Here is a 23,570-nt window from a genome sequence, read left to right on the forward strand (position 1 = left end):
TTGATGGTCGGCGGGAACTGGTGTGCTGGCATCGTGGTGGCTTGTGGGATGGCCGGAGCCGTCTGACAGGACGGTAGCCGGGGCCAGTGGCGCGCAGATTGCCGACGAATATCGGGTGCTCAGGGCACCGATTCCGGACGCAACGCTAGCCTCGGTGGGCTGAAGCCCACCCTACATGGCTGAAGGCAAGGAACGGCTTTCGTAGGGTAGGCCGGGCGGCGTTCCGCTTCAGCCCACCGAGACTAGGTTTGCGCATGGGATAGGCGCATTGAAGCATGCCCGACAGGCCAATCGACCGAGCTGTCCTTCAACTGTTCGGCAGAATCCGGCAGGTGATGCTTTTTATGTAGCGGGTCTCGGGAATCGCCGGATGCACCGGATGGTCAGGGCCCTGGCCTCCGCGTTCGAGCAGCTGGATATTGCGATCCAGATGCCGTGCGCTGCCGAGCAGAATGTTCTGCAGGTTGTCTTCTTCCAGATGCATGGAGCAGGAGGCGCTGACGAGGATGCCGTCCTTGTTCAGCAGGCGCATGGCGGTTTCGTTTAGCCGGCGATAAGCGGCTTCGCCGTTCTTGATGTCCTTCTTGCGTTTGATGAAGGCTGGCGGGTCGGTGATGACGACGTCGAAACGCTCCTCGGCGTTTTTCAGTTCCTTCATCGCCTCGAAGGCATCGCCTTCCACGCAGGTCATTTTTTCGGCGACGCCATTGAGCGCGGCGTTGCGCTCGACACCATCGAGGGCAAATGCCGAGGCATCGACGCAGAACACTTCGCTGGCGCCGAACGCCGCGGCCTGCACGCCCCAGCCGCCGATGTAGCTGAACAGGTCGAGCACCCTCTTGCCTTTCACGTAGGGCGCCAGGCGAGCGCGGTTCATACGGTGGTCGTAGAACCAGCCAGTCTTCTGGCCTTGCAGCACCGGCGCTTCGAACTTCACGCCGTTCTCTTCGAGAGCGACCCATTCCGGCACCACACCGAAGGCGGTATCGACATAGCGCTCCAGGCCCTCGGCATCGCGTGCGCTGGAATCGTTCTTCCACAGCACGCCGCGCGGCTTGAGCACCTGAACCAGGGCTTCGAGCACAGCGTCTTTGTTGCGCTCCATGGTGGCCGAGGCCAGCTGCACCACCAGATGATCATGGAAGCGATCCACCACCAGGCCTGGCAGCAAATCCGAATCGCCGTAGATCAGGCGATAGCAGGGCTGATCGAACAGTCGCTCGCGCAGGGAGAGGGCGACCTGGATGCGATGCACCAGTAGCGACTTGTCCAGGCTGTGTTTGAGATCGCGCGACAGCAAGCGGGCGCAGATCAGGTTGTTCGGCGAGATGCCGACGATGCCCAGCGGCTTGCCGCCAGCCGCTTCGAGGATCGCCTGATCACCAGCGGCGAAACCGCTCAGCGGGGTGGCGGCGGTGTCGACCTCGTTGCTATAGACCCACAGATGGCCGGCGCGCAGTCGGCGATCGGCGTTGGCTTTGAGGCGCAGGCTGGGCAGGGTCATCAGTGGGCTCCCGGAAAAAGACGGGCATTGTATAGGAGCCACAAGCTGCAAGCCTCAGGCGGCAAGGAAAAGCACGCTCCCCTTGCTTGTAACTCCTAGCTGAGCCAGGCCATGGGCCATCAGGCCGCGGCGAGCGCCTTTACCAGCGCTTCGCTGAACGCAGGAATGTCGTCCGGCTTGCGGCTGCTGATCAGGTGACCGTCGATAACCACCTGCTCGTCCACCCACTCGGCGCCAGCATTTTTCAAGTCGTCGGTCAGTGACGGCCAACTGGTCATGCGCTTGCCCTTGACCAGTTCGGCTGAGGCCAACAGCCAGGCGCCGTGGCAGATAACGGCAATGGTCTTGTTCGCCCGCGCCGCATCCCGAACCAGTTCCTGAGCCATGTCATCCGTGCGGATGGTGTCGGAGTTGACTACGCCGCCGGGTAGCAGCACGGCGTCATAGTCTTCCATGCGGATGCTGTCGAAGGTCTTGTCGACATGGAACTTGGTAGCGGGTGTGGTGTGGTTCCACCCGGTCACTTCGCCATTGGATGAAGAAATGATCTCGGCGGTGGCACCGGCTTTCTCGAGTGCGTCCTTCGGGCCGGTCATTTCGACCTGTTCGAAGCCATCGGTTACCAGGATAGCTACGCGTTTGCCTTTCAGAGAATCGGCCATTTCGTTTCCTCCTCGTCGGTTTGCAAATTGGTCTACTTGAAATCCGACCATGAACTCGGCCAAAGTTCGCATTCTTTCTATAGTGGCCTTGTGCTAGTCGCGAGGTTAGGCCGCCTTCATGTCCATCGAACTCACCGACGAGCAAATCCGCAGCGTGCTGCAGGGAATCAGCGTTCCCCCGCAGCCACAGATCATGGTCGACCTGCAGATGGAGCAGGTCATGCCGGACCCCGATCTGCGTGCCATTGCACGACTAATCAGCCAGGATCCGGGGCTCTCCGGTGCGCTGCTGAAGACGGTCAACTCGCCTTTCTTCGGCCTGGCCAACCGCATCGCCTCGATTCAGCAAGCGGTCAATCTGCTGGGCTGCAACTCGGTGATCAACCTGATCAATGCGCAATCGATCCGCGGCGAGCTTACCGATGCGGCCATCGTTACCCTCAACCGCTTCTGGGATTCGGCGCAGGACGTGGCTAGCACCTGCCTCACCCTGGCTAAACGCATCGGTCACCCGTCACCCGACGAGGCCTACACCCTCGGACTGTTCCACAACTGCGGCATCCCGCTGATGCTCACCCGCTTTCCTGAGTACATGGCGGTGCTGGAAGAGGCCTATGCCAGCGTAGGGGCAGATACGCGCATCACCGACGTCGAGAATCGCGTACTGAACACCAACCACGCGGTGGTGGGCTATTTCGTGGCGCGTTCGTGGAAGCTGCCGCAGCATCTGTGCGAAGCCATCGCCAACCACCACAACGCGCTGGCGCTGTTCAACGACGAATGGAGCGATCCGCAGATCAAGACGCTGCTGGCGATCCTGAAAATGGCCGAGCACATCTGCGCCTGCCATCGAGTGCTGGGCGAGCAGCCAGAGGATCATGAGTGGGACGCCGTGGCGCAGCTGGTCCTCGAATACGTCGGTTTGTCGGGGTACGACTTCGAATGCCAGCGCGACAGCATTCGCGAGCTGGGCGTCGGCTGACCCGACAGCGCATTAGCTGCTAAGGTCGCCTCCCGGTCCATTGTCGATTGCTCGTATGCCCGAACTTCCAGAAGTCGAAACCACCCGCCGCGGCATCGAGCCGCATCTCGTCGGTCAGCGTGTCATCCGCGTCATCGTGCGCGAGCGGCGGCTGCGCTGGCCGATTCCAGAGGATCTGGACATACGCCTTTCCGGCCAGCGTATCGAGGCGGTCGAGCGGCGCGCCAAGTACCTGCTGATCAAGGCCGAGGCCGGCACGCTGATCGCTCACCTGGGCATGTCCGGCAGCTTGCGCCTGGTGCCGGCGGATCTCCCGGTCGGCAAGCACGAGCATGTCGATATCCTCCTCGAATCCGGTATGGCGCTGCGCTACACCGATCCGCGGCGCTTCGGTGCGCTGCTCTGGAGCGAAGATCCGCTGAGCCACGTGCTGCTCGCCAATCTCGGCCCAGAGCCACTCAGCGATGTCTTCGACGGTGAGCGTTTGTTCCAGCTGTCGCGGGGCCGCAGCATGGCGATCAAGCCATTCATCATGGATAACGCGGTGGTGGTTGGTGTTGGCAACATCTACGCGAGCGAGGCGCTGTTCGCCGCAGGCATCGATCCGCGCCGGACCGCGGGGGCGGTATCGCGAGCGCGTTATCTGAAGCTTGCCGTGGAAATCAAGCGCATCCTGGCCTACGCCATCGAGCGTGGCGGTACCACGTTGCGCGATTTCGTCGGTGGCGACGGCAAACCGGGATATTTCCAGCAGGAGCTGTTCGTCTATGGGCGCGGCGGGGATTTCTGCAAGAGCTGCGGCTCGACCCTGCGCGAAATTCGCTTGGGTCAGCGCGCCAGTGTCTATTGCGGACGCTGTCAGCGATGATGCCGACGATCTGCCATGCGACTGGCGCAGGCATTGACGGTGTTCACGATCAACAACCGATGGCCACTGCTATAGTGACCGTCACTACAATTATCTGCCTCGTTTCGCCCAGCTGAAGGACCACACCATGAAACTGTTTCGCTCCACTGCTGTTGTCTTGGCCCTGACCACTGGCCTGCTGGCGATGCCGGCTCAGGCGCAATCGGTGCAGCAGAACGCCAGCGGCGATCCTATGTACGCCGTCGAAGCCCCCAAAGCCTTTTCCATCGTCGGCGATTTGCTGATCGCTCGTCCGCTGCTGATTGCCGCTACTGTTGTCGGCGCCGGCCTGTTCGTTGTCAGCCTGCCGTTCAGCGCTATGGGTGGTGGAATCAAGGAAACCGGCCAGGCACTGGTCGTCGAGCCTGGCGCCGCGGCTTTTGCCCGCTGCCTGGGTTGCACCCGCGTTGGCTACAACCGCCAGGACTGATCCTCGGCCTGCATCATCAGGTCGGAACTGCTATCGACCTGCTTCCCTACGGCTTCGCCGCTTGACTGCGTGCGAAGCCGCGTTGTTTCTGAATCGCCGATTGCGTTCCTAAATGCCGGCACGCAGCTGCGGGGTCTTCGTCGGCGCGCGCAGGCGCATCCGGAACGCGGAACGCGTTATCGGAACGACGAAGGTTAGTTTGTGGATCGAGCGAGAGGGGGACTAGCCGACCCCACCTAGCGGATGAGGTCGCGAAGGTTTGCTGATCAGGCCTTGCCGGTGATGATCAGGTATTTCTGCATCAATTCATCCTTACTCTCGACATTGCTTTCATCGAGCGGAATGCAATCCACCGGACAGACCTGTTGGCACTGCGGCTCATCGTAATGGCCGACGCATTCGGTGCAGAGGTTGGGATCGATGACGTAGATTTCCTCGCCTTGGGAAATCGCGTTGTTCGGGCACTCGGGCTCGCACACATCGCAGTTGATGCAGTCATCGGTGATTATCAGGGACATCCAGCTAACTCCAGCTGCGGGGCGAGCCGCAGCGCAGGTAAAAACGACGCGCCAATTTTGCCGCATCAGCTCGCCCGGTGCACGCGGCAACGATCGGAGTTTGTCGGGGCCGCTTATTCGCCGCGTAGCTGAATGCGCTTAACGCGAGGCGTAACGCTCGGTCAGCGCTTTCATCACCGAGGGGTGGACGAACTTGCTGACATCGCCGCCGAGCCGGGCGATCTCGCGCACCAGCGTCGAAGAAATATAGGAAAACTTCTCCGACGGAGTGAGAAACAGGCTTTCCACATCGGGAGCCAGTTGTCGGTTCATATTGGCCAACTGGAACTCGTATTCGAAGTCGGACACCGCGCGCAGGCCGCGCAGCAGGACATTGGCTTTCTGTTCGATGACGAAGTGAGCCAGTAGCTTGGAGAAGCCCAACACCTTGACGTTCGGCAGATGCGCCGTCACTTCCTGGGCTAGCGCCACGCGCTGTTCGAGCGGAAACAAAGGATTCTTGTTAGGGCTGGCAGCGACAGCGATGATCACCTCGTCGAACAGGCGCGAGGCGCGCTCGACCAGGTCGGTGTGGCCCATGGTGATTGGATCGAAGGTTCCTGGATACAGCACTCGATTCATCGCGGCGTCCTGACGCATGCGTGGGGGGTGGATGGTAGCGGCTCGGTATTGGCAGCGTAAAGCATCAAAGCGGATCACCGCCGGGAGTGGCACAACGCCGCTGTTCAGGCATTTTTCAATCGCTCGGCCAATTGACTGGCGAGTTTGGCGGCCAGTCCGTAGATCGATAATTGGGGATTGGCACCGATGCTGGTGGGAAACAGCGAGCCGTCGTGAATCGACAGATTCTCCAGCTGATGATGGCGACCGAGGCTATCGGTGACGGCGTGTTGCGGGTCTTCGCCCATCGCGCAACCGCCCATGACGTGAGCGCTGCCGAGCCGCATGCGGAACAGCTCGAGGCTCAGCCCGTCGATCATCTGTCGAGCCTGCTCAGGGTTCTTTGCGTACGCCGCATCGTTGTGCAGCGGCAGTACCGCCCGCGCGCCAGCGGCGAACTGGATTTCCGCCATGCTGTGATAGGCGCGGCGGATGCCATCCCAGGTGTAGGCGGTCATGCGGTAGTCGAGCGTGGGCGAGCCGTCACCGCGCAATTGCACCCGGCCCTCGGCGCTGTCGGGATGAAAACCGTCGCGCATCAAGGCGATCATCGCGTTGGTTTGCGGCAGCTGCTCCATGCGCAGGGCATTGTCGACTCCGAATCGGCCCAACAGCGTTGCCGCCAGGGCCGGATGAATTGGCGGCACTTCCAGTTTGTAGGACATGCGCCCCTTGGTGCCGTCGTCCCATTGAAAATGGTCGGAATAGATCGATTGCGGCGCGCCGTAGAAGGGGTTGATCGCGTGATCGAATTGCGCCGCGGAGAAATTCACCAGATGCAGGAAAGTGCGTTTGCCGACGCGCTGATGCGGGTCCGGCGTCTCCGAGCGCAGCAGGATCGCTGGCGTATTGATGCCCCCGCCGGCGAGGATGTAGTGACGCGCACGCACACGAATCCTGCGCCCGGTGGGCGTGACGCAACGCGGGTCCATGGCCAGGCAGTCGAGCGCTACGACGCGCTCCTTATCGACTAACAGACGCTCGGCCCGAGCCAGATAGAGCAGCTCGCCGCCTTTTTCAAGGGTGGCCGGGATGCTGGTCACCAGCATCGATTGTTTGGCGTTGGTCGGGCAACCCATGCCGCAATACCCAAGGTTCCAGCAGCCTTTCACATTGCGCGGGATCACCGCCCAGCTGTAACCAAGGGCTTGGCAGCCGTCGCGTATGACTTGGTTGTTGGCATTCGGTGGCAGCTGCCAGGGCTCGATGCCCAGGCGTTGCTCCATGCGTTCGAACCAGGGCGCCATTTCGGTCATGGAAAGCCCTTTGACATCATGCTCCTTCGCCCAATGTTCCAGCGTCGGCACCGGGGTGCGAAAGCTCGAGGTCCAGTTCACCAGGGTTGAGCCGCCCACCGCACGGCCCTGCAGGATGGTAATGGCGCCGTCCTTACTGGTGCGGCCGATGGCCTCCTGATACAGCGAGGCGTAGGCGGCCGGCTCCTGCATGTCGAAATCGCGGCTGCTACGCAGCGGGCCTTCCTCGATCAGCAATACTTTGAATCCCGCCGCGCTGAGAATTTCCGCGCTGGTGCCGCCACCGGCACCGCTGCCGATGATGGCGATGTCGGCTTCGAGGGCAATGTCTTGCTCAAGCCGCGAGCCGTCATGGGTTTTCCAGCCGCGGGCGATGCCATCGGCAAAGGGGTCGGCAACGGGCATCTTGGGTCCTCGGTATCGGTGGGCGGCAGGGCAGGCGAATCGTTAAACGACGGGTGGGCCGGGATAACCGCAGTGGCCCCAGGATTCCGGGCGGCCATACCACGCCATCAGGATCATCTGCAGCAGTGAGGCGTGGCCTTGGCGCAGCAGCGTCAGCGAGCTGTTTTCCCAGCGCTGCAAGAACGCATGGATGTCTTCACTCGGTGCCTGCTCCCAGCCGCCCCAGATACCGGTCACAGGACCTCGGGTAAACGGCAGACTGAGCAGATCGAACAACTGCAATACCTGATGTGAGAGCGCTGGCGACAAGTGAGCGAGCCCCTGGTCAAGGCTCGCCAATGTTCCCTGTACCGCCGCTGGCATATCTGCTGCGGCGTTCTTCAGCACCACCGGTATCAGGCGGCGCAGCATAGGCAGATCACTATCGCGCAGCAGGACGAAACCGCTCGCAGCACGCTCACCACTGCAGCCGGACAGGCTACCGAGAAGACCGGCACCGGCCAGGGTCGCGCTGCCGAACAGGCCGACCTTGAGCAGGCCGCGCCGGGAAAGCGGTAAGGCGGCGATAGTCATCGTTGTTATCTCACCAGCGCGCGCAGAGATCAGCGCACGAACAGTTTGTAGATCAGCTTCTGCAGGGGCTTGCCGTACGGCGGGTAGATCAAGCGGGCTGCATTTAAACGCTGTTTGATGAACACGCTCTTGGCCTTGCTGAAGGTCAGAAAGCCTTCGTGTCCATGGTAATGGCCCATGCCCGACGGGCCGACGCCGCCGAATGGCAGATCGTCCTGGGCGACATGTAGCAAGGTGTCGTTGAGGCAGACGCCACCGGAGTGGGTATGGCGCAATACGCGGCGCTGCTCGGCCTTGTCGTAGCCGAAGTAGTACAGCGCCAGCGGGCGAGGGCGCGCATTGACGTAAGCAAGCGCCTGTTCAATGTCGTCGTAGGGCACGATCGGCAGCAGCGGCCCGAAGATCTCGTCCTGCATCACTTGCATGTCATCGTTTACGTCGAGCAACAGATAGTGCGGCATGCGCCGCTCCTGGGCTTGATCGAACAGGGGCAAAACCTGCGCGCCTTTGGCCTGGGCATCGTCGAGATAGCTCCGTAGCCGCACATGCTGGCGTTGGTTGATGATCGAGGTGTAGTCGGGGTTGTCGGCCAGTTGCGGATAGAAGCGCCGGACTACGCCGCGATAGGCCTCGACGAAACCATCGACACGATTCTTCGGCACCAGCACGTAATCGGGCGCAACGCAGGTCTGCCCGGCGTTCAGCGTCTTGCCGAAGGCGATGCGCTCGGCGGCGTCGGTCAGCGGTACATCCTTCGAGACTATGGCTGGTGACTTGCCGCCCAGCTCAAGCGTGACCGGTGTCAGGTTCTCCGCGGCGGCGCGCATCACATGCCGGCCGACACTGGTACTGCCGGTAAATAGTAGATGATCGAAGGGCAGTCGCGAGAAGGTTATGCCCACGTCCGCCTCGCCGAGCACTACCGCCACCTGGTCCTCCGGAAATATCTGCGCCAGCAGCGATTTGAGCAACAGACCGGTGGCCGGGGTGGACTCGCTCAGCTTCAGCATCACCCGGTTGCCTGCGGCCAGTGCACCGACCAGCGGGCCGATGGCGAGGTATAGCGGATAGTTCCAGGGCACGATGACGCCCACCACGCCGAGCGGCTGATAAACCACTCGCGCACTGGCCGGCTGAAAGGCCATTCCCACGCGGCGTCGCGATGGCTTCATCCATTTGCGGAGATGGTGCTTGGCGTAACGAATGCCGTGCAAGCTGGGCATGATTTCCGCAAGCCGCGTTTCGTCTGCCGAGCGGTTGCCAAAGTCCTGACTGATAGCATCGATCAACGCCTGTTGATTGCTGGCGAGGATATCGTGCAGTGCCTCCAGCCATTGCAGACGATCCTCTGCGAGCGGGCTGGGGTTGGCCTGAAAGGCGCTGCGCTGGCGCTCGAACAGCGGCTGGAGGCGTTCGGTTTCCAGGCGCGTCTGGTCTAGGTAGGCGATGTCGGCAAGCATGGGCGATGCTCCAAAAAACGTGCAATGATGAGCTTTATTAGAGTAAAGACTCTAGCCTGTCAATCGAGGTGCTCTGTCGTGATTGCTGGGTTACCTTTGCACTCCAGTTTTAGCGCGACGGATGAACCTCTCCCGCAATGTCTCCGAAATCGAAAACCCGCGATCGCATCCTTCAGGCCAGCCTCGAACTGTTCAATGCACAGGGCGAACGGAGCGTGACCACCAACCACATCGCCGCGCATCTGACGATTTCACCGGGCAATCTCTATTACCACTTTCGCAACAAGCAGATGATCATTGCCGAGCTGTTCGACCGTTACGAGGCGGGCGTCGATGGCTTCCTGCAACTACCCGAAGGTCGCGCGCTGACCATCGACGACAAGACCGCTTACCTCGAAGCGCTGCTCTCGGTAATGTGGGACTACCGCTTTCTGCACCGGGATCTCGAGCATCTATTGAGCAACGATGATCAGCTGGCGGAGCGCTACCGCCTGTTCGCCAAGCGCCATCTGGTGAGCGCGCAGCGGATCTATCAGGGCTTCGTCGAAGCCGGCATTCTCGACATGACACCGCCGCAGGTGGAGGCGCTGTCAGTTAATGCCTGGATCATCATGACGTCTTGGGTGCGGTTTCTTTGTACGGTAAGCAGCGCGACCGCGCTTAGCGAAACGATGCTGCAGCGGGGTATCTATCAATTGCTAATGCTTGAGGATGGGTTTGTCGTGCCGCAAGCGCGTGGGGCTTTCGAGGCTCTGCAGCAGCGGCTGTCGGTGACTTTGCATTTCTGATTTAAGACGGCGGTCTCACTGAAGGGCGATTATCTTTTGGTTTCAGTGGTTTATTGGCGTTTCTCTTTGCGTGGGTCAAACTCTTGTCACCAATAGTGGCATTTTGCTTGTATTGGTGTTTTGCATATGGATTAATACCGGTTCACAAATGACTCTGAGTGAACCATGCGGTTCTTTCATGCCTTCGTCTGTCGAATCGACGCAACGGGCAATGCGCGGCGTTTGTCTTTGGCATCGCGCGTCTTCACGGGGCTAATCGGCACCGTTTTGGCCTTGTTCTGCGCCGCTCTGTTTGCGGCTGACGGACCAGTGATCGGCAACCCGCAAGCCCCACGCAGCGTGGTGTTCTGGTACGCCGATAGCCCGCCTCTCGCCGAACTGTCCCAGTTCGATTGGGTGGTGCTCGAATCTGCTCACGCGAACACTGCTGGCGTCGGATTTTTGCGCGATCAAGGCAGCCAGCCGTTCGCCTACCTGTCGGTGGGTGAGTTCGATGGAAGTTTCAGTGGGTCGAGCAGCGCTCTGGCGGAAGGCGCCAGCAGCGTGCGTAACCAGGCCTGGAACAGCCACGTCATGCTGATAACTTCGCAAGCCTGGCGTGACTATTTGCTGAATCGTGCTGGCGAGCTGGCAAAGCAGGGCTATACAGGGCTGTTTCTCGATACCCTTGACAGTTTTCAGCTGCTTCCAGCGGACGAGCGAGAGGCGCAGCGGGTCGCATTACGAGACTTTCTCATCGAGCTCAAGCACCGCCAGCCGACCCTCGAGCTCATCTTCAATCGCGGTTTCGAAGTGCTGCCGGAACTGCCTGGAGTCGCCTCGGCAGTGGCTGTGGAGTCGATTCATTCCGGTTGGGATGCCAACACCGGGCGCTACCGAACGGTTCCCCAAGACGACCGCGATTGGTTGGAAACGCATCTCGAACCGCTACGCGCCCAGGGCGTACCCCTGATTGCGATCGATTATTTACCAGCCTCGCGTCGTGACGAGGCGCGAGCGTTAGCCCTGCGATTACAGCGCGAGGGCTTCGTACCCTTCGTGACGATACCCGAACTGAATTACCTCGGCGTTAGCGGCGTGGAGGTACAGCCGCGGCGCATCGCGCTGGTCTACGACCGCCGCGAGAGCCCGCTGGAATCCAACCGAGGCCATCTTTTTCTTGGCGGCCTGCTGGAATACATCGGTTATCGCGTCGACTATCTGCCTGCTGACCAATTGCCCGATGGGCCGATGAGCGGGCTTTATGCTGGCGTCGTTACCTGGATGACCAGCGGCCCCCCTGACGAACCCGCGGTGTTCAACCGGTGGCTATCGGCACGGATGGATGAAGGCGTTCCGCTGGCGATCATGGGTGGCCTTCCACTGGCCAACGACGATCTGCTCAACCGCATGGGCCTGCGTCGTGTCGGTGCGCCAGCGGAGGGAGAGGTCGTCGTCGCCAGCCAGGACGAGACGCTACTAGGGCAATTCGAGGCGCCGCTGACGATCCGGGTTCGTGATCTCGTAGCCTTGACGGTCCACGAAAGTGGCGCGACGACGCCGGGGCTGGTGCTGGTCGATAGCGAAAAGCGTAGATACGTGCCGGTGGCAACCGGGCCTTGGGGCGGCATCGCTCTGAAGCCTTATGTTATCGAGGAGGGTCCGGGTAGCCAGCGCTGGATGCTCGATCCCTTCGCTTTTTTGCAGCGCGCCTTGCAATTGCCGCCACTGCCACGACCGGATGCAACCACCGAGAACGGCCGCAGGATCGCCACGGTGCACATCGATGGGGATGGCTTCCTGTCACGCGCCGAGGTCACCGGCTCCCCCTATGCCGGGCGCGAGGTGTTCGATGCCTTCATCAAGCCGCATCCATTTCTGACATCCGTCTCGGTGATCGAGGGCGAGATCGGGCCCAAGGGCCGTTTCCCGCACCTGGCACGCGAACTGGAGCCGATCGCCCGGCAGATTTTTGCCGACCCCAAGGTCGAGGTCGCAACCCACTCATTCAGTCACCCGTACTTCTGGCAGCCGGAGCGGGCGCAACATCGCGAAGGGTTCACCGCCGAGTACGGGTTGATGTTGGCTATCCCGGGTTACGACAAGCTTGATTTCAAGCGTGAGGTGTTTGGTTCCACGGCCTATATCAACCAGCGTCTGACCACTGCCGACAAACCGGTGAAAATGATTTTCTGGTCGGGTGATGCTTTACCGGACGCAGCGACCATCAAGCTGGCTTACGAGGCAGGTCTGGCCAACGTCAATGGTGGCACCACTGCGCTAACCCGCGCATACCCATCCTTGACAGGTCTGTCACCGCTGATCAGGCCTACCGCGGGGGGCGTTCAATATTACGCGCCGGTCATCAACGAGAACCTCTATACCAATCTCTGGAAGGGCCCTTATTACGGCTTTCGAGGCGTGCTCGATACGTTTGCGCTGACCGATAGCCCTCGGCGGTTGCGCGGGTTGCACCTTTATTACCACTTCTACTCGGGGACCAAGCAGGCCTCGATCAAGGTAATGCAGGACATCTACCGCTCGATGCAGGCCGAGCAACCGATCTCCTTATGGATGAGCCAATACATCACCCGCATGCACGGCTTGCATCAGGCCAGTCTGGCGCGCTTGCCAGACGGTCGCTGGCAAGTTCGCGGCCTGGATGGCCTGCGCACTCTACGCCTGGATCCGGCGCTGGGCTGGCCTGACCTTGCGCGTTCGAGCGGTGTCGCTGGCGTGCGTGACCTGCCGCAGGGACGCTATGTACACCTGAGCGACGCCAATGCCGTGCTGGCCCTGCGCCGCGAGCGCGATCCGCGTCCCGCGCTCGAGGAAGCCAACCTGCCGTTACTCGCGTGGGAGTATCTCGGCGATGGCAGTATCAGGCTGTCCTTCGCCGGTGAAGTGCCGCTGCGCTTTTCGGTGCGCGCGGCGGCGGCTTGTTCGCTCGATGTCGCGGGCAAGCGCTATCAGGCGACCGGCAAAGATGGCCTGTGGCAGTTCGATCTACCAATGAAGCGGATGGCCGATGCGCAACTACGCTGCCACTGAGTCCGCACGTTTGCTGAGTCCCTGGACGATGCTGCTGGTAGTGGTATTGGTGGGCGGAGTGCTGGTTTGGACCTACGCTGGCGAAGATGTCTTCATGCCCGGTGAAAAGCGGCCCGATGCTGTCTCCATCAACTATGCAGAACTGTTGCTCGAAGCTCATCCGGACGATACCGACCTGCGCCGGAAACTGGTCGAGCAACTGATCGAGCTGGGCGACTATGCACGCGCTCGCTCGCATGTGTTTCAGCTGGCCGCAAGCGAGGCGGGTAGCGTGCGCTTCTATCTCATGGAGCTAGCGATTCTCGAGGCCACTGCCAATCCTGACGGCATATCGGATCAGGCGCGCAAAAGATTGCTCGATCAACTGCGTGGCGTGGAGAGCGGCACTCTTTCTATCGACCAGTTGGTTCGTCAGGCCGGCTACGCGCTCGCGCTGTCAGCTCCCCGACTGGCTGCGCCGATCTACCGTGATCTGGCGAAGCGCGACGTACCCAAACGTGCCTACTGGCTTGAGGAGGCCGCCCGTGCCCATCTGGCGGCGGGTGAACCGTTGTTGGCCGCACAAATATTCACCGGACTGATTTCAACCGCGCAAACCAGAGCTGAAAAACACCAATACCTGCAGCAGGCATTCTCTGCCCTGCGGTCGGCCGATCGCGCTGAGCAAGCCGCCGAGTTGATCCACCGCAACCTGACGTTACTGACCGAAGCCGATGGCGCGCTGTTTGGCTCGGCGGCGCAGGCAGCGGTCGGTAGCCAGCGCTTCGATCTGGCGAGCGAAACCGTGGCGCGATGGCGCACGCTGGCACCGGATGACGTAGCGGCCTTGAACGTGGAGTTTGACCTGCGCTTGGCCGCCGGGCAGATCGACGAGGCTTGGTTGATCGGCCAGCGTCTGGCGACCCTAGGCCCGCTGAATGCCGCGCGGCTCGAACAACTGGCTCAACTCGGCGAATGGACCGGTCACTCCGCTCAGGCGCTGGACTTCTGGCTGCGGTTGGTCGAGACCGATGACCGTCCGGCAATACGCGAACATACTTGGCGCCTGGCCGCACAGCTGTTCGACTTCGATCACACAGTCGCGCTGCTGGCGGCGCTGTCCGAGCAGCGCCGGCTATCGGACGCGGAGCTGGAGGCATTGGTTTATAGCCACCAGGCTCGTGGTACGCCGAGCGAGGCTGAGCGCTGGCTGCGTGGTTACCTGCAGTTGCACCCCGACCATCAACTGGCCTGGCTGCGCCTGCAACTGGTTCTCGAACAGACTCAGCAACTAGCCGCGCAGGCCAAGCTTTGGGCCGAGATCGAACGCCGCTTCGGGCTGAACGTTGACCAGCGTGTGAGCTGGGCGCGGGTCAACTGGGAGCTGTTCGACCCGAAAGGCGCCTGGCAAGTGCTAAATGGTCTGGATGCCGACGCGGTCACTGACGAAGCCTATTGGCATCTGCGCGCCGAGCTTGCCTGGGAACTGGAACGCGATACCGATGCACTGGACAGCTATCGCAGGCTCGAAACCCTGGGTGTTGACCTGGACGATACTGGCGAGGAACGCCTGATCAGGCTGTACAGCCGCAGTTCACCGGCCAGCGCCCTGGATGTGATGATCGCCAGCTGGCAGCGCAACCGCACACCGGCGAACCTCAGCCGGGCGCTACAGCTCGCCGAGGACCTTGATGACATGGCGCGGCTCGAGGTGCTGGTTGCCGAAGGGCAGCGGATGCCAGACAGCCGATCGGTCGCGGCTCTGTGGAGCGCACGTGCGTTGCTGGCCGAACGAGCGGGCAATTCTGCCGAGGCTGGGCGGCTATACCGGCAGGCGTTGATCCGGTTTCCGCGCTCGAACCGGTTCCGTGAGCAGCTGCTGTGGCACTACATCGATCACAATCAGGCCGATGCATTGGTGCCGTTACTGGCTCAGTGGCGTCCTCTGGCAACCGGCAGCAGTCGTTTATGGCTGCCGTTTGCCAGTGCCAGCCTGCTGCTCAACCGCAGTGACGAGGCTTTGCGCTGGTTCGACCTGTATTTGCGTGCCAACCCCAACGATTGGCTCGTGCAGGCGGCTTATGCCGACGTCCTGGACAGTACCGGCTATAGCGATCGCGCGTTACGCCTGCGTCGCCATCTGCTACGCACGAACCAGGTGCACCCGGCCGCGGCGAACCCGGCGCGGTACCGGACGTATCTGCGGTTATTGAGCAATAGCTGGTCGACCCGTTTGGCTACGGAGCAGGCGCTGCGCTGGCGCGATGGATCCCGGCCGATGCTGCAACTGTGGTTCGAGCAGTTCAGCGCCCAGCTCGATGCATTGGGTCAAACGGCAGTGAAGGGCGAATGGATCTCCTGGGGGCGCCGCAACGGTTTGCGGATCAATCAGTACGCCGAGTTGCAGCAAGCGTTGCAGGCAAACAACCGTGGCCTGCTCGAGCGCTTGCTGGCGCAGGGCGGGCTGGACCCGGCGCAACGCGTCGAGGCCTTGATGCGGCTGGGCGGCACCGGCCAGCCGCTGGCAGAGAGCCTTGCGGCATTGTCCGCCGAGCAACCCGCTGCGATACGCCAGCAGCTGTTGAGACAAAGCCTGGCGTTGCAGGAGAGCAGTCCGCAGGGCTTCCAGTTCGGCCTGCGCCAGCAGGATTTCGGCACCATTCGGCTGCAGGGCGAGACAGCACGAGTCGCCAGGCATCTGAATGCAGATTGGCATGCGCAGCTGTCCCTGGCGCGGCTCGACTATTCCGGTACCGGGTTGTTAGGTACGCGACCCGGGGTCGAGCAGACAACCGAGCTGGAACTGACCCGTACGCTGGCCAACGGTGCATTGGGCGTTGCGCTGGACCGCAGCCAGCACGATGAGGGCGAGCGTCGCGGGGCGAGCGTTTCGCGCAGCTTGCAGTTGGGCGATTCCGACGCGCTTGAATTGCAGTTCGACTGGCACCGCCAGGCCGAAGAAAGCGGACTGCTGCGGGCCTTGGGCAGGCGCGACGCGCTGAGCATCAATGGTCGCCATGGGATCAGCGCGCGCGATCAGCTCAGCTGGTCGCTGGCTCATCAGCGCTTCAGCACTTTGGATGGCGAAGCCGTGGGTAACGGTCATCAGTTCAATCTCGAACTGAGCCATGCGGTTTTTTTCGAGGGGCCGAGCTGGACCCTGCGTAGCGGGCTCAGCTACTCGAGGTACAGCCAGGCGGGCGAGTTGAGTTCGATACAGACGGACGGGCCGGAGCCAGCATTGGCAGCCGATCTGCTTCAAGACCGCTTCGGCCAGCTGTACGTCGGCAGTACCTGGCGGCGTGGTTTTCCAGGCGCTTTGAACCAAGGAACCGCTCAATACAGCTGGCTGCTCGATGTGCTGGCGGGCTGGCAGTGGACGGAGCAGCAGCCCAATTACGCGATCACCACCGGCGTCGGCATGCGAGTGCTCGGCGACGATGAACTGGCCTTCACCTTTGGCTTCCAGTCCGCACCGCGCAGCGGTGACGGCGAACCGGGTGGAACACTGGGCATGACTTACAGCGCCCGTTTCGGACGCTGATGCGCGATCTACAAGGAGAATCAACCATGTCATCCATTCGCTGCCTGGCCTTGCTGGCTGTGGCGTTTTTCCTCAGCGGCTGCTCCAGCTTCACCGACCAGAGCGCTTCGGCGTTGCCGCGCGATGCGGCTTGGGGGCTGGTGCCGATCGTCAACTACTCCCAGGCGCCCCAGGCCGGTGAGCGGGCCGAGCAGATCCTGCTCAGCGTACTTGCCGAGCGCGGTCTGCAGCCACGGCACTATCCCTTCGTGGCTCAGGGTGTGGCGCCACTGATCGATGATCGCGAACGGCTCAGCCATGCGATGGCCTGGGCTCAAGCCGAGCGGCTCGATTACGTCATCGGCGGCAGCGTCGAGGAATGGCAATACAAGAGTGGGCTCGATGGTGAGCCCGCCGTGGGCATGAGCCTGAAAGTGATCGAGGTGGCTAGCGGTCGCGTAGTGTGGAACAACAGTGGTGCGCGTGCCGGCTGGTCCCGCGAAAGCCTCGCAGGCACGGCGCAGAAGGTACTGCGCGAGCTGGCCGGCGCGTTGCGTCTCGAATAATGGCGATCGGATCGGCACACAAGGACTTCAGCCTGGCGCCGCGCGCCAGCGGTGCGGTCTCCTGGCTGGAAACCTGGTTGCTCAGCGGGCTGGCGATTGCGCTCGGCTACTGGATTTCGCCTGACGATCCGCTGATGGTCCATGGCTCTTTTCCCTGGACGGTGATGGCGCCACTTCTGCTGGGCATGCGCTATGGCTTCATGCGCGGCCTGGTCAGTGCCGTGCTGCTGATCCTCGCCTTGATCGCCTATCACCGCTTCGGTGGCCACTATCCAGAAATGCCCGCCTCGTTCATCGTCGGCGTCTTGGTGAGTGGCATGTTGGTGGGTGAGTTTCGTGATATCTGGGAGCGCCGGCTGGAGCGGCTCGACCTGGCCAACGATTATCGGCAACTGCGACTCGACGAGTTCACCCGCGCGCACTACATCCTGCGCATTTCGCATGACCGTCTCGAACAGCGCGTTGCCGGCAATGACCAGAGCCTGCGCAGTTCCCTGTACGGGCTGCGCAACCAACTGCGCAACCTGCCGCGCGGTGACGATACGCTTGCCGCATTGGCCGAGCCGGTAATGAATCTGCTCGCGCAGTACGGCTCGTTCCGGGCCGCCGGTCTGTATCGCGTGCACGGCGGTAGCGTCGTGCCGGAGCCCTTGAGCCTGATCGGTGAAGCGGCACCTATGAACACCGATGATCTGCTGGTGCGCATGTGTGTGCAGCGCGGTGAACTGGTGAGCATTCGCGAGCAGCTACTCGAGCGTGGCGAACACCGCCAGCACTCGCAATACCAGCTATGTGTGCCGCTGGTCGATACCGAAGGGCTCGTCGTGGCGCTGCTGGCGGTGGAGCAGATGCCGTTCTTCTCGTTCAATGAGCGGATCTTCGGACTACTGGCGATTCTCGCCGGGCATATCGCCGACTTGATGCTCAGCGACCCGCAAACGCGTCATCTGCAGGACATGGACAGCCAGCTGTTCAGCCAGAATCTCAAGCGCTCGCTGACCGATGCGCAGCGGCACGGGCTGGACGCCTGTCTGTTCTCGTTCGAGATAAGCGCCTCGCCGCGCGGCGCCGAGGTGCTGCGTCTGATCGAAGACAGCCGGCGCGGCCTGGACCTGCAGCTCAGGCTGAGCAACCAGCGCGGCAATACCTGTGTGCTGGTGTTGTTGCCGCTGACTTCTGCCGAAGGCGCTCAAGGCTATCTGTTCCGTCTGAACACACTGCTCGGTGAACGCTTCGGCACCAGCGAATCGCTCGAAAGCCTGGACGTGCGCGTGCTCGACCATGACCTCGGCACGGCAAATGGCCGCGATGCGCTACGTAATTTTCTTTTCCGTGAGTGCGACCTGAATGATCAGCAAGTGGCTATTTAGCGGCGCGCTGCTGTTCGAGGTGGGCAGCTGGGCCGCCTTCCGCCAGTCCCTCGGGCTTGTTCAGGCGACGCTCCTATACATAGTTGCGCACGCACTCAGCAGTGCCATGCTCAGCGGTGGCATTTGGTTGGTATTGCCGCGGCGTTACAAGTTTCCGTTGCCCTGGAGCCCGTTGTTCATCTTCAGTCTGGCCTTTTTCGTGCCGCTGCTGGGGGCCGTGGGCGTCGCGGCTGCGCTGTTCCCGGCCTTGTATCTGCCGCGTCGTCGACAGGAGCAGAGTTGGGACTCAATGGCTGTGCCCGAACTGCCGTTTCGCCCGCAGGAACGCGGCCGTGAGCTGATGTTCAGTGATGGCGGCCTGAAGGATGTCTTGCGCCATGCACCGGACACGGAGAAGCGCTTGGCGGCGCTCTTCGCCACGCGGCGCATGCCGGGTCGCGAGGCGATTCCGATTCTCAAGCTGGCGCTGCGCGATCCAGCCGATGACGTACGGCTGCTGGCCTATTCCATGCTCGACAAGCAGGAAAGCGAGATCAACCATCGTATCGAAATGGCACTCCAGCAGTTGGCTACCGCCGATACCCGGCACAAGGCTGCGCTGCACGACGCCCTGGCGCGCTGGTACTGGGAGTTGGCCTACTTGGGGCTGGCCCAGGGAAGCGTGCTCGACCATGTGCTTGGCCAGGCCCGAGAACATGTCGAGCAAACCCTCGCTGATGCTGACAATCCCTACGCGCACGTCCTGGCAGGACGCATCGCACTGGAGCACAAGCGCCTGGATGCCGCCAAGACACACCTGGCGAATGCCGAGGCCGCGGGCGTCGGCGCGCAGCAACTGGCGCCTTTTCGCGCAGAGATCGCATTTATCGAGAGGCGCTATGCGGAGGTCCCGGAGCAGTTGGCAAAGCTGCCGGAGGATGTGTTGAACCGCCCACCATTTGCCGCCTTAGGGAAATACTGGTTGTGACCAAGAATCTACCCGAAGCCCCTGTCGCTGATATCTGCCTGCTGCTCGAGGGCACCTGGCCCTATGTGCGTGGCGGTGTATCCAGCTGGGTAAATCAGTTGATCCTTGGCCTGCCGGAGTTCACCTTCTCGGTGTTTTTCATTGGCGGACAGCGAGAGGCCTATCCCAAGCGCCAGTACAAGATCCCGCCGAATGTGGTGCACATCGAGGAGCACTTTCTGGAAAGCGCTTGGCGACCGGGGGATGCGGTCGCCGCCGCCAAGCGCGAGGGTTCACGCGGGCCGATGCACCAGATGCACCAGTTTTTCCATCACCCGGACCCGCCGGATGCGGAGCAGGGCGAAGCGATTCTCGAGATGCTGGCCTCGTGCCGGCTAACGCTGGACGACGTACTGCACAGCCGGGCGAGCTGGGATGCGATCACCGAAGGGTATACGCGGCATTGCAGCGACCCATCGTTCATCAATTACTTCTGGACACTGCGCACCATGCAAGCGCCGTTGGTGATGCTGGCGCAGGCGATCACACGACTGCCGCGAGCGCGTGCCCTGCATGCCATTTCCACTGGCTATGCGGGTTTGGTAGGGAGTGTTCTTCAGCGCCGCTGGCAATGCGCCTATCTGCTTAGCGAGCACGGGATCTATACCAAGGAGCGCAAGATCGACCTGGCCCAGGCCAGCTGGATATCCGACAGCCCGGACGAAGCTTTGCGCATGGGCCTGGATGCCGAATTCAGCTATGTTCGCCGGCTATGGATCCGATTTTTCGAGCGGATCGGGTTGCTGACTTATCGCTCGGCCGATCCGATCATCGCCCTGTACGACGGCAACCGCCAACGGCAAATCGCCGATGGCGCGGAACCAGCGCGCACCCGTGTCATCCCCAACGGTATCGCCATGTCCGGCTGGTCCGATGCGCTGGAACGGCGGCCACCAGGCATCCCTCCGATTGTCGGGCTGGTCGGCCGAGTGGTGCCGATCAAGGACGTGAAAACCTTCATCCGCGCCATGCGCGGCGTGATCAGCGCCATTCCCGAAGCAGAGGGTTGGATAGTCGGGCCTGATGAAGAAGATCGGGAATATGCTGCCGAATGTCGCAGCCTGGTGATCAGTTTGGGGCTGGAAGGCCGCGTTAAGTTTCTCGGCTTTCGTCAGATACACGAGCTGCTGCCAAGCCTGGGGCTGATGGTGCTGACATCTATCAGCGAGGCGCAGCCGCTGGTCATTCTCGAAGCCTGGGCTGCAGGCACGCCGGTGGTCAGCAGCGACGTGGGCTCATGCCGAGAGTTGATCGAAGGAGCGCCGGACGAACAACCCGCACTGGGGCGCGCCGGTGAGGTAGTGCCCATTGCCGATCCGCAGGCCACCGCGCGCGCCATCGTCGACCTGCTGAGCGATTCCGAGCGCTGGCGGGCGGCGCAGGCGGTGGGGTTGGAACGCGTCAACCGCTATTACACCGACGCACTGATGCTCGAGCGTTATCGCACCCTCTATCGCAACGCCATGGGAGCCGTCTGACATGGCCGGTATCGGATTCGAGCTGCGCAAAATTCTTTCTCGCGATTCCTACACCGCAACGCTTAGAGCCTATCTCTACGCAGGGCTGATCAGTTCTGGCCCCTGGGTGTTGTCCATCATCAGCGTCATGGTGATCGGCGTTATGAGCTTGGGTGTAGTAATCCCCGAACTGCTGATTCGCCAGTTTCTGGTCAGCGTGACTTATCTGATGGCGGCCTCGCTGATCATTACCGGTGGCGCTCAGCTGTTCTTCACCCGTTTCATCTCCGACCGGCTGTTCGAGAAGCAGGAGGAGCGCATCCTGCCGAACCTGGTGGGCATCCTGCTGGTCGTTACCGTGTCGTCGGGGCTACTCGGCTTCGCCCTGCTGAGCGTGCTGTTCGACCAGCCGTTCCTTTACCGGTTGCTGATGCTGGCCAACTTCGTGGTGCTCTGCAACCTGTGGCTGACGATCGTTTTCCTGTCTGGAATGAAGGCCTACAACCGCATCTTGCTAGTGATGGTGGCAGGCTATTCGCTGATGGTGCTGTGTTCGTTCCTGCTGCGGTTCCTCAAGCTCGAAGGATTGCTGATGGGCTTGCTGATAGGGCACGCCAGCCTGTTCTTCATGTTCCTGTTCGACATATTGCGGGAATACCCGGCCAAACAATTGGTGGCTTTCGATTTTCTGAAACGCAAGCAGGTATTTATCAGCCTGTTGCTGACCGGTCTTTGCTACAACCTCGGTATCTGGATCGACAAGATTCTGTTCTGGTTCAACCCCAGCACTTCCAGTCAAGTCATCGGGCCACTGCGGGCTTCGATGCTTTATGACCTGCCGATTTTCCTGGCCTATCTGGCCATTATTCCTGGCATGGCGGTATTTCTGGTGCGCATCGAGACGGACTTTGCCGAGTGGTATGACCGCGTCTATTCGGCCATTCGCGGTGGCGAGACCTTGCAGCATATCGGCCAGCTCAAACACCAGATGATCCTTTCCGTGCGCCAAGGGCTGCTGGAGATCTGCAAGGTTCAGGGGCTGACTGTCGTGTTGCTGTTCCTGATCGCCCCGCAGCTGCTGGCGTGGTTGGGTATGTCCGCCTATTACCTGCCACTGTTTTACGTTGACCTGATTGGCGTCAGCATCCAGGTCGTATTCATGGCGTTATTGAACGTCTTCTTCTATCTCGACAAGCGCAGCATCGTTCTGGAGTTGTGCCTGATCTTCGTTCTGCTCAATGCCGCGCTGACCATGGCCAGCCAGCAGCTGGGACCGAGTTTCTTCGGCTACGGCTTCACTCTCTCAGTACTGGCTTGCGTGCTGCTTGGGCTGGTTCGTCTATCCAGTTCGCTGGATGATCTTGAGTACGAAACCTTCATGCTTGGCCGCTGAGCTGGGTTTTGGTTACTCAGTCGCTGCCTGCGGCCAGCCACTCCGGTATCCGCCGCTCCAGGTAGTAGCGCGGCTTGGTCGGTGAGCCTTCGACGAAGCCGACATGTCCGCCGCTGCGGTGCAGCTCCAGGGTTGTGGTCGTTGAGAGTTCTGCCGGATCGGGAATGCTGTGGCGGAATACGAAGGGGTCATCTTCCGCCTGGATCAGTAGCGTCGGGATGCGGATATCCGGCAAAAAATAGCGGCTCGACGCACGGCGGTAGTAGTCGCTGGCATCGGTGTAGCCATGCAGCGGGGCGGTGAAGCGGCCGTCGAAATCCCAAAAGGTGCGCAGGCCTTTCAGCGAGCCGAGCCGTTCCAGGGCGGACAGATGATCCGCGGCGCCCTGCTGGGTGAATAAGCGCTGCTTGTCCTTCACGTAGCCCACCATCTCGCGCATGAAGTGCGCCTGATAGACGCGCGAAAAACCAAGGCCGATGCGGTCGGCGCACTGATCCAGCCGGAACGGTACGGAGACCGCCACGGCCTTCTGCAAGGGTGCGCTGTTGCCCGTCTCGCCGAGATACTTGAGCAGCACGTTGCCACCCAGCGAGTAGCCCACCGCGTGCAGAGGCGCCAATGGACGGCTGGCGCGCAGATGCGAGATGACTTCGGCAAGATCATCGCTGGCACCGGAATGGTAGGCACGCGGTAGCAGGTTCGGTTCACCCGAGCAGCCGCGCCAGTTGATCGCCACGCTGGCCCAGCCTTTGGCGGTCAGTCGTTGTTGCAGGCCGAGCACGTAATGCGAGCTCGAAGAACCGGTCAGCCCATGCAGGACCAGCGCCAGCGGAGTCGCAGGATCATGCGGGCCGTGCCAATCGAGATCGATGAAATCCCCGTCGGTGAGCCACAGGCGCTCGCGGCGGCGCGGCAGCGCAGGCGAGCGCCGGCAGAAGGGATTCCAGAGGGTCTGCAGGTGCCCGCCAGGTAGCCACCAGGCCGGTGCGAAGGCCGGGCTCGTTTCAGGTTCGGCGGCGATGTCAGGAAAGGTCACGGACACTGAATGGCCCCGTTGCTGGTTACGGTACGGGTCGGTACCGCGGTTCTGGTTGGTCCACG

At 61.6% G+C, this 23,570-nt stretch carries 19 protein-coding genes; 11 read left to right on the top strand and 8 right to left on the bottom strand.

Annotated elements, in window-relative coordinates; translation table 11 throughout:
* Positions 1-307: 307 nt before the first annotated feature.
* Positions 308-1,504: a class I SAM-dependent rRNA methyltransferase gene (locus D7241_RS12860; RefSeq protein WP_408101843.1), complete on the bottom strand. Its 1,197-nt coding sequence runs from the start codon at positions 1,502-1,504 to the stop codon at positions 308-310.
* Between the two features lie 119 nt (positions 1,505-1,623).
* The gene (locus D7241_RS12865) at positions 1,624-2,166 is read right to left on the bottom strand and encodes a type 1 glutamine amidotransferase domain-containing protein (protein ID WP_255977941.1); all 543 of its coding nucleotides are present in this window, start codon (positions 2,164-2,166) and stop codon (positions 1,624-1,626) included.
* Between the two features lie 118 nt (positions 2,167-2,284).
* Between D7241_RS12865 and D7241_RS12870 the strand changes: the two genes are divergently transcribed.
* The 3 genes from D7241_RS12870 to D7241_RS12880 all read left to right on the top strand — a co-directional run bounded on the left by D7241_RS12870 (position 2,285) and on the right by D7241_RS12880 (position 4,485).
* Positions 2,285-3,148, top strand: coding sequence for an HDOD domain-containing protein (locus D7241_RS12870; RefSeq protein ID WP_408101844.1), 864 nt, complete (start codon positions 2,285-2,287; stop codon positions 3,146-3,148).
* A gap of 55 nt (positions 3,149-3,203) precedes the next feature.
* Positions 3,204-4,016: a bifunctional DNA-formamidopyrimidine glycosylase/DNA-(apurinic or apyrimidinic site) lyase gene (mutM, locus tag D7241_RS12875; RefSeq protein WP_408101845.1), complete on the top strand. Its 813-nt coding sequence runs from the start codon at positions 3,204-3,206 to the stop codon at positions 4,014-4,016.
* Positions 4,017-4,143: 127 nt separating this feature from the next.
* Positions 4,144-4,485: a multidrug transporter gene (locus D7241_RS12880; RefSeq protein WP_408101846.1), complete on the top strand. Its 342-nt coding sequence runs from the start codon at positions 4,144-4,146 to the stop codon at positions 4,483-4,485.
* 266 nt (positions 4,486-4,751) lie between these two features.
* Here the strand turns inward: D7241_RS12880 and D7241_RS12885 are convergent, their stop codons facing one another.
* From D7241_RS12885 to D7241_RS12905, 5 genes are all read right to left on the bottom strand, one after another.
* Entirely contained in the window at positions 4,752-5,003 is a 252-nt protein-coding gene (locus D7241_RS12885) for a YfhL family 4Fe-4S dicluster ferredoxin (RefSeq protein WP_255977934.1), read from the bottom strand.
* A 138-nt stretch (positions 5,004-5,141) separates the two neighbouring features.
* The gene (coaD, locus tag D7241_RS12890) at positions 5,142-5,624 is read right to left on the bottom strand and encodes a pantetheine-phosphate adenylyltransferase (RefSeq protein ID WP_255977932.1); all 483 of its coding nucleotides are present in this window, start codon (positions 5,622-5,624) and stop codon (positions 5,142-5,144) included.
* A 104-nt stretch (positions 5,625-5,728) separates the two neighbouring features.
* Positions 5,729-7,324 carry a GMC family oxidoreductase N-terminal domain-containing protein gene (locus D7241_RS12895; RefSeq protein ID WP_408101847.1) on the bottom strand — a complete coding sequence of 532 codons (1,596 nt, stop codon included), beginning with the start codon at positions 7,322-7,324 and terminating at the stop codon, positions 5,729-5,731.
* A 42-nt stretch (positions 7,325-7,366) separates the two neighbouring features.
* Entirely contained in the window at positions 7,367-7,897 is a 531-nt protein-coding gene (locus D7241_RS12900) for a twin-arginine translocation pathway signal protein (RefSeq protein WP_408101848.1), read from the bottom strand.
* Positions 7,898-7,926: 29 nt separating this feature from the next.
* Positions 7,927-9,357: a coniferyl aldehyde dehydrogenase gene (locus D7241_RS12905; RefSeq protein ID WP_408101849.1), complete on the bottom strand. Its 1,431-nt coding sequence runs from the start codon at positions 9,355-9,357 to the stop codon at positions 7,927-7,929.
* Positions 9,358-9,494: 137 nt separating this feature from the next.
* On the opposite strand from D7241_RS12905, the gene D7241_RS12910 reads away from it, so the two are divergent.
* The 8 genes from D7241_RS12910 to pelG all read left to right on the top strand — a co-directional run bounded on the left by D7241_RS12910 (position 9,495) and on the right by pelG (position 22,469).
* Complete coding sequence (locus tag D7241_RS12910) at positions 9,495-10,145, top strand: TetR/AcrR family transcriptional regulator (RefSeq protein ID WP_408101850.1); 651 nt, start codon at positions 9,495-9,497, stop codon at positions 10,143-10,145.
* Between the two features lie 165 nt (positions 10,146-10,310).
* The gene (locus tag D7241_RS12915) at positions 10,311-13,175 is read left to right on the top strand and encodes an endo alpha-1,4 polygalactosaminidase (protein ID WP_408101851.1); all 2,865 of its coding nucleotides are present in this window, start codon (positions 10,311-10,313) and stop codon (positions 13,173-13,175) included.
* Complete coding sequence (locus D7241_RS12920; protein ID WP_408101852.1) at positions 13,153-16,698, top strand: tetratricopeptide repeat protein; 3,546 nt, start codon at positions 13,153-13,155, stop codon at positions 16,696-16,698. Before D7241_RS12915 ends, D7241_RS12920 begins: the two co-directional genes overlap by 23 nt.
* Positions 16,699-16,724: 26 nt before the next feature.
* Positions 16,725-17,243: a penicillin-binding protein activator LpoB gene (locus tag D7241_RS12925; RefSeq protein WP_408101853.1), complete on the top strand. Its 519-nt coding sequence runs from the start codon at positions 16,725-16,727 to the stop codon at positions 17,241-17,243.
* Positions 17,243-18,613 carry a PelD GGDEF domain-containing protein gene (locus D7241_RS12930; protein WP_408101854.1) on the top strand — a complete coding sequence of 457 codons (1,371 nt, stop codon included), beginning with the start codon at positions 17,243-17,245 and terminating at the stop codon, positions 18,611-18,613. Before D7241_RS12925 ends, D7241_RS12930 begins: the two co-directional genes overlap by 1 nt.
* Entirely contained in the window at positions 18,591-19,580 is a 990-nt protein-coding gene (locus D7241_RS12935) for a HEAT repeat domain-containing protein (RefSeq protein ID WP_408101855.1), read from the top strand. The genes D7241_RS12930 and D7241_RS12935 overlap by 23 nt, the downstream gene beginning before the upstream one ends.
* The gene (gene pelF, locus D7241_RS12940; RefSeq protein ID WP_408101856.1) at positions 19,577-21,097 is read left to right on the top strand and encodes a GT4 family glycosyltransferase PelF; all 1,521 of its coding nucleotides are present in this window, start codon (positions 19,577-19,579) and stop codon (positions 21,095-21,097) included. The genes D7241_RS12935 and pelF overlap by 4 nt, the downstream gene beginning before the upstream one ends.
* A 1-nt stretch (position 21,098) precedes the next feature.
* A complete protein-coding gene (gene pelG, locus D7241_RS12945) occupies positions 21,099-22,469 on the top strand; it encodes an exopolysaccharide Pel transporter PelG (protein ID WP_408101857.1) in 1,371 nt (456 codons plus the stop codon).
* Between the two features lie 16 nt (positions 22,470-22,485).
* Here pelG and D7241_RS12950 read toward each other — a convergent pair whose 3' ends face one another.
* Positions 22,486-23,511, bottom strand: coding sequence for a hydrolase (locus D7241_RS12950; protein ID WP_408101858.1), 1,026 nt, complete (start codon positions 23,509-23,511; stop codon positions 22,486-22,488).
* Between the last annotated feature and the right edge of the window lie 59 nt (positions 23,512-23,570).

Origin of the sequence: Stutzerimonas sp. VN223-3 (assembly GCF_045999685.1) — a bacterium.
GTDB classification, from domain to species: domain Bacteria; phylum Pseudomonadota; class Gammaproteobacteria; order Pseudomonadales; family Pseudomonadaceae; genus Stutzerimonas; species Stutzerimonas stutzeri_AR.

Bases quoted from the DNA above. Each gene is read 5' to 3' on its own strand.
- pelG (WP_408101857.1), top strand. From the start codon at position 21,099: ATGGCCGGTATCGGATTCGAGCTGCGCAAAATTCTTTCTCGCGATTCC.
- D7241_RS12885 (WP_255977934.1), bottom strand. From the start codon at position 5,003: ATGTCCCTGATAATCACCGATGACTGCATCAACTGCGATGTGTGCGAG.
- D7241_RS12910 (WP_408101850.1), top strand. From the start codon at position 9,495: ATGTCTCCGAAATCGAAAACCCGCGATCGCATCCTTCAGGCCAGCCTC.
- D7241_RS12860 (WP_408101843.1), bottom strand. From the start codon at position 1,504: ATGACCCTGCCCAGCCTGCGCCTCAAAGCCAACGCCGATCGCCGACTG.
- D7241_RS12920 (WP_408101852.1), top strand. From the start codon at position 13,153: ATGCGCAACTACGCTGCCACTGAGTCCGCACGTTTGCTGAGTCCCTGG.
- D7241_RS12870 (WP_408101844.1), top strand. From the start codon at position 2,285: ATGTCCATCGAACTCACCGACGAGCAAATCCGCAGCGTGCTGCAGGGA.
- D7241_RS12865 (WP_255977941.1), bottom strand. From the start codon at position 2,166: ATGGCCGATTCTCTGAAAGGCAAACGCGTAGCTATCCTGGTAACCGAT.
- mutM (WP_408101845.1), top strand. From the start codon at position 3,204: ATGCCCGAACTTCCAGAAGTCGAAACCACCCGCCGCGGCATCGAGCCG.
- D7241_RS12900 (WP_408101848.1), bottom strand. From the start codon at position 7,897: ATGACTATCGCCGCCTTACCGCTTTCCCGGCGCGGCCTGCTCAAGGTC.
- D7241_RS12895 (WP_408101847.1), bottom strand. From the start codon at position 7,324: ATGCCCGTTGCCGACCCCTTTGCCGATGGCATCGCCCGCGGCTGGAAA.
- coaD (WP_255977932.1), bottom strand. From the start codon at position 5,624: ATGAATCGAGTGCTGTATCCAGGAACCTTCGATCCAATCACCATGGGC.
- D7241_RS12930 (WP_408101854.1), top strand. From the start codon at position 17,243: ATGGCGATCGGATCGGCACACAAGGACTTCAGCCTGGCGCCGCGCGCC.
- D7241_RS12915 (WP_408101851.1), top strand. From the start codon at position 10,311: ATGCGGTTCTTTCATGCCTTCGTCTGTCGAATCGACGCAACGGGCAAT.
- D7241_RS12935 (WP_408101855.1), top strand. From the start codon at position 18,591: ATGATCAGCAAGTGGCTATTTAGCGGCGCGCTGCTGTTCGAGGTGGGC.
- D7241_RS12880 (WP_408101846.1), top strand. From the start codon at position 4,144: ATGAAACTGTTTCGCTCCACTGCTGTTGTCTTGGCCCTGACCACTGGC.
- D7241_RS12925 (WP_408101853.1), top strand. From the start codon at position 16,725: ATGTCATCCATTCGCTGCCTGGCCTTGCTGGCTGTGGCGTTTTTCCTC.
- D7241_RS12905 (WP_408101849.1), bottom strand. From the start codon at position 9,357: ATGCTTGCCGACATCGCCTACCTAGACCAGACGCGCCTGGAAACCGAA.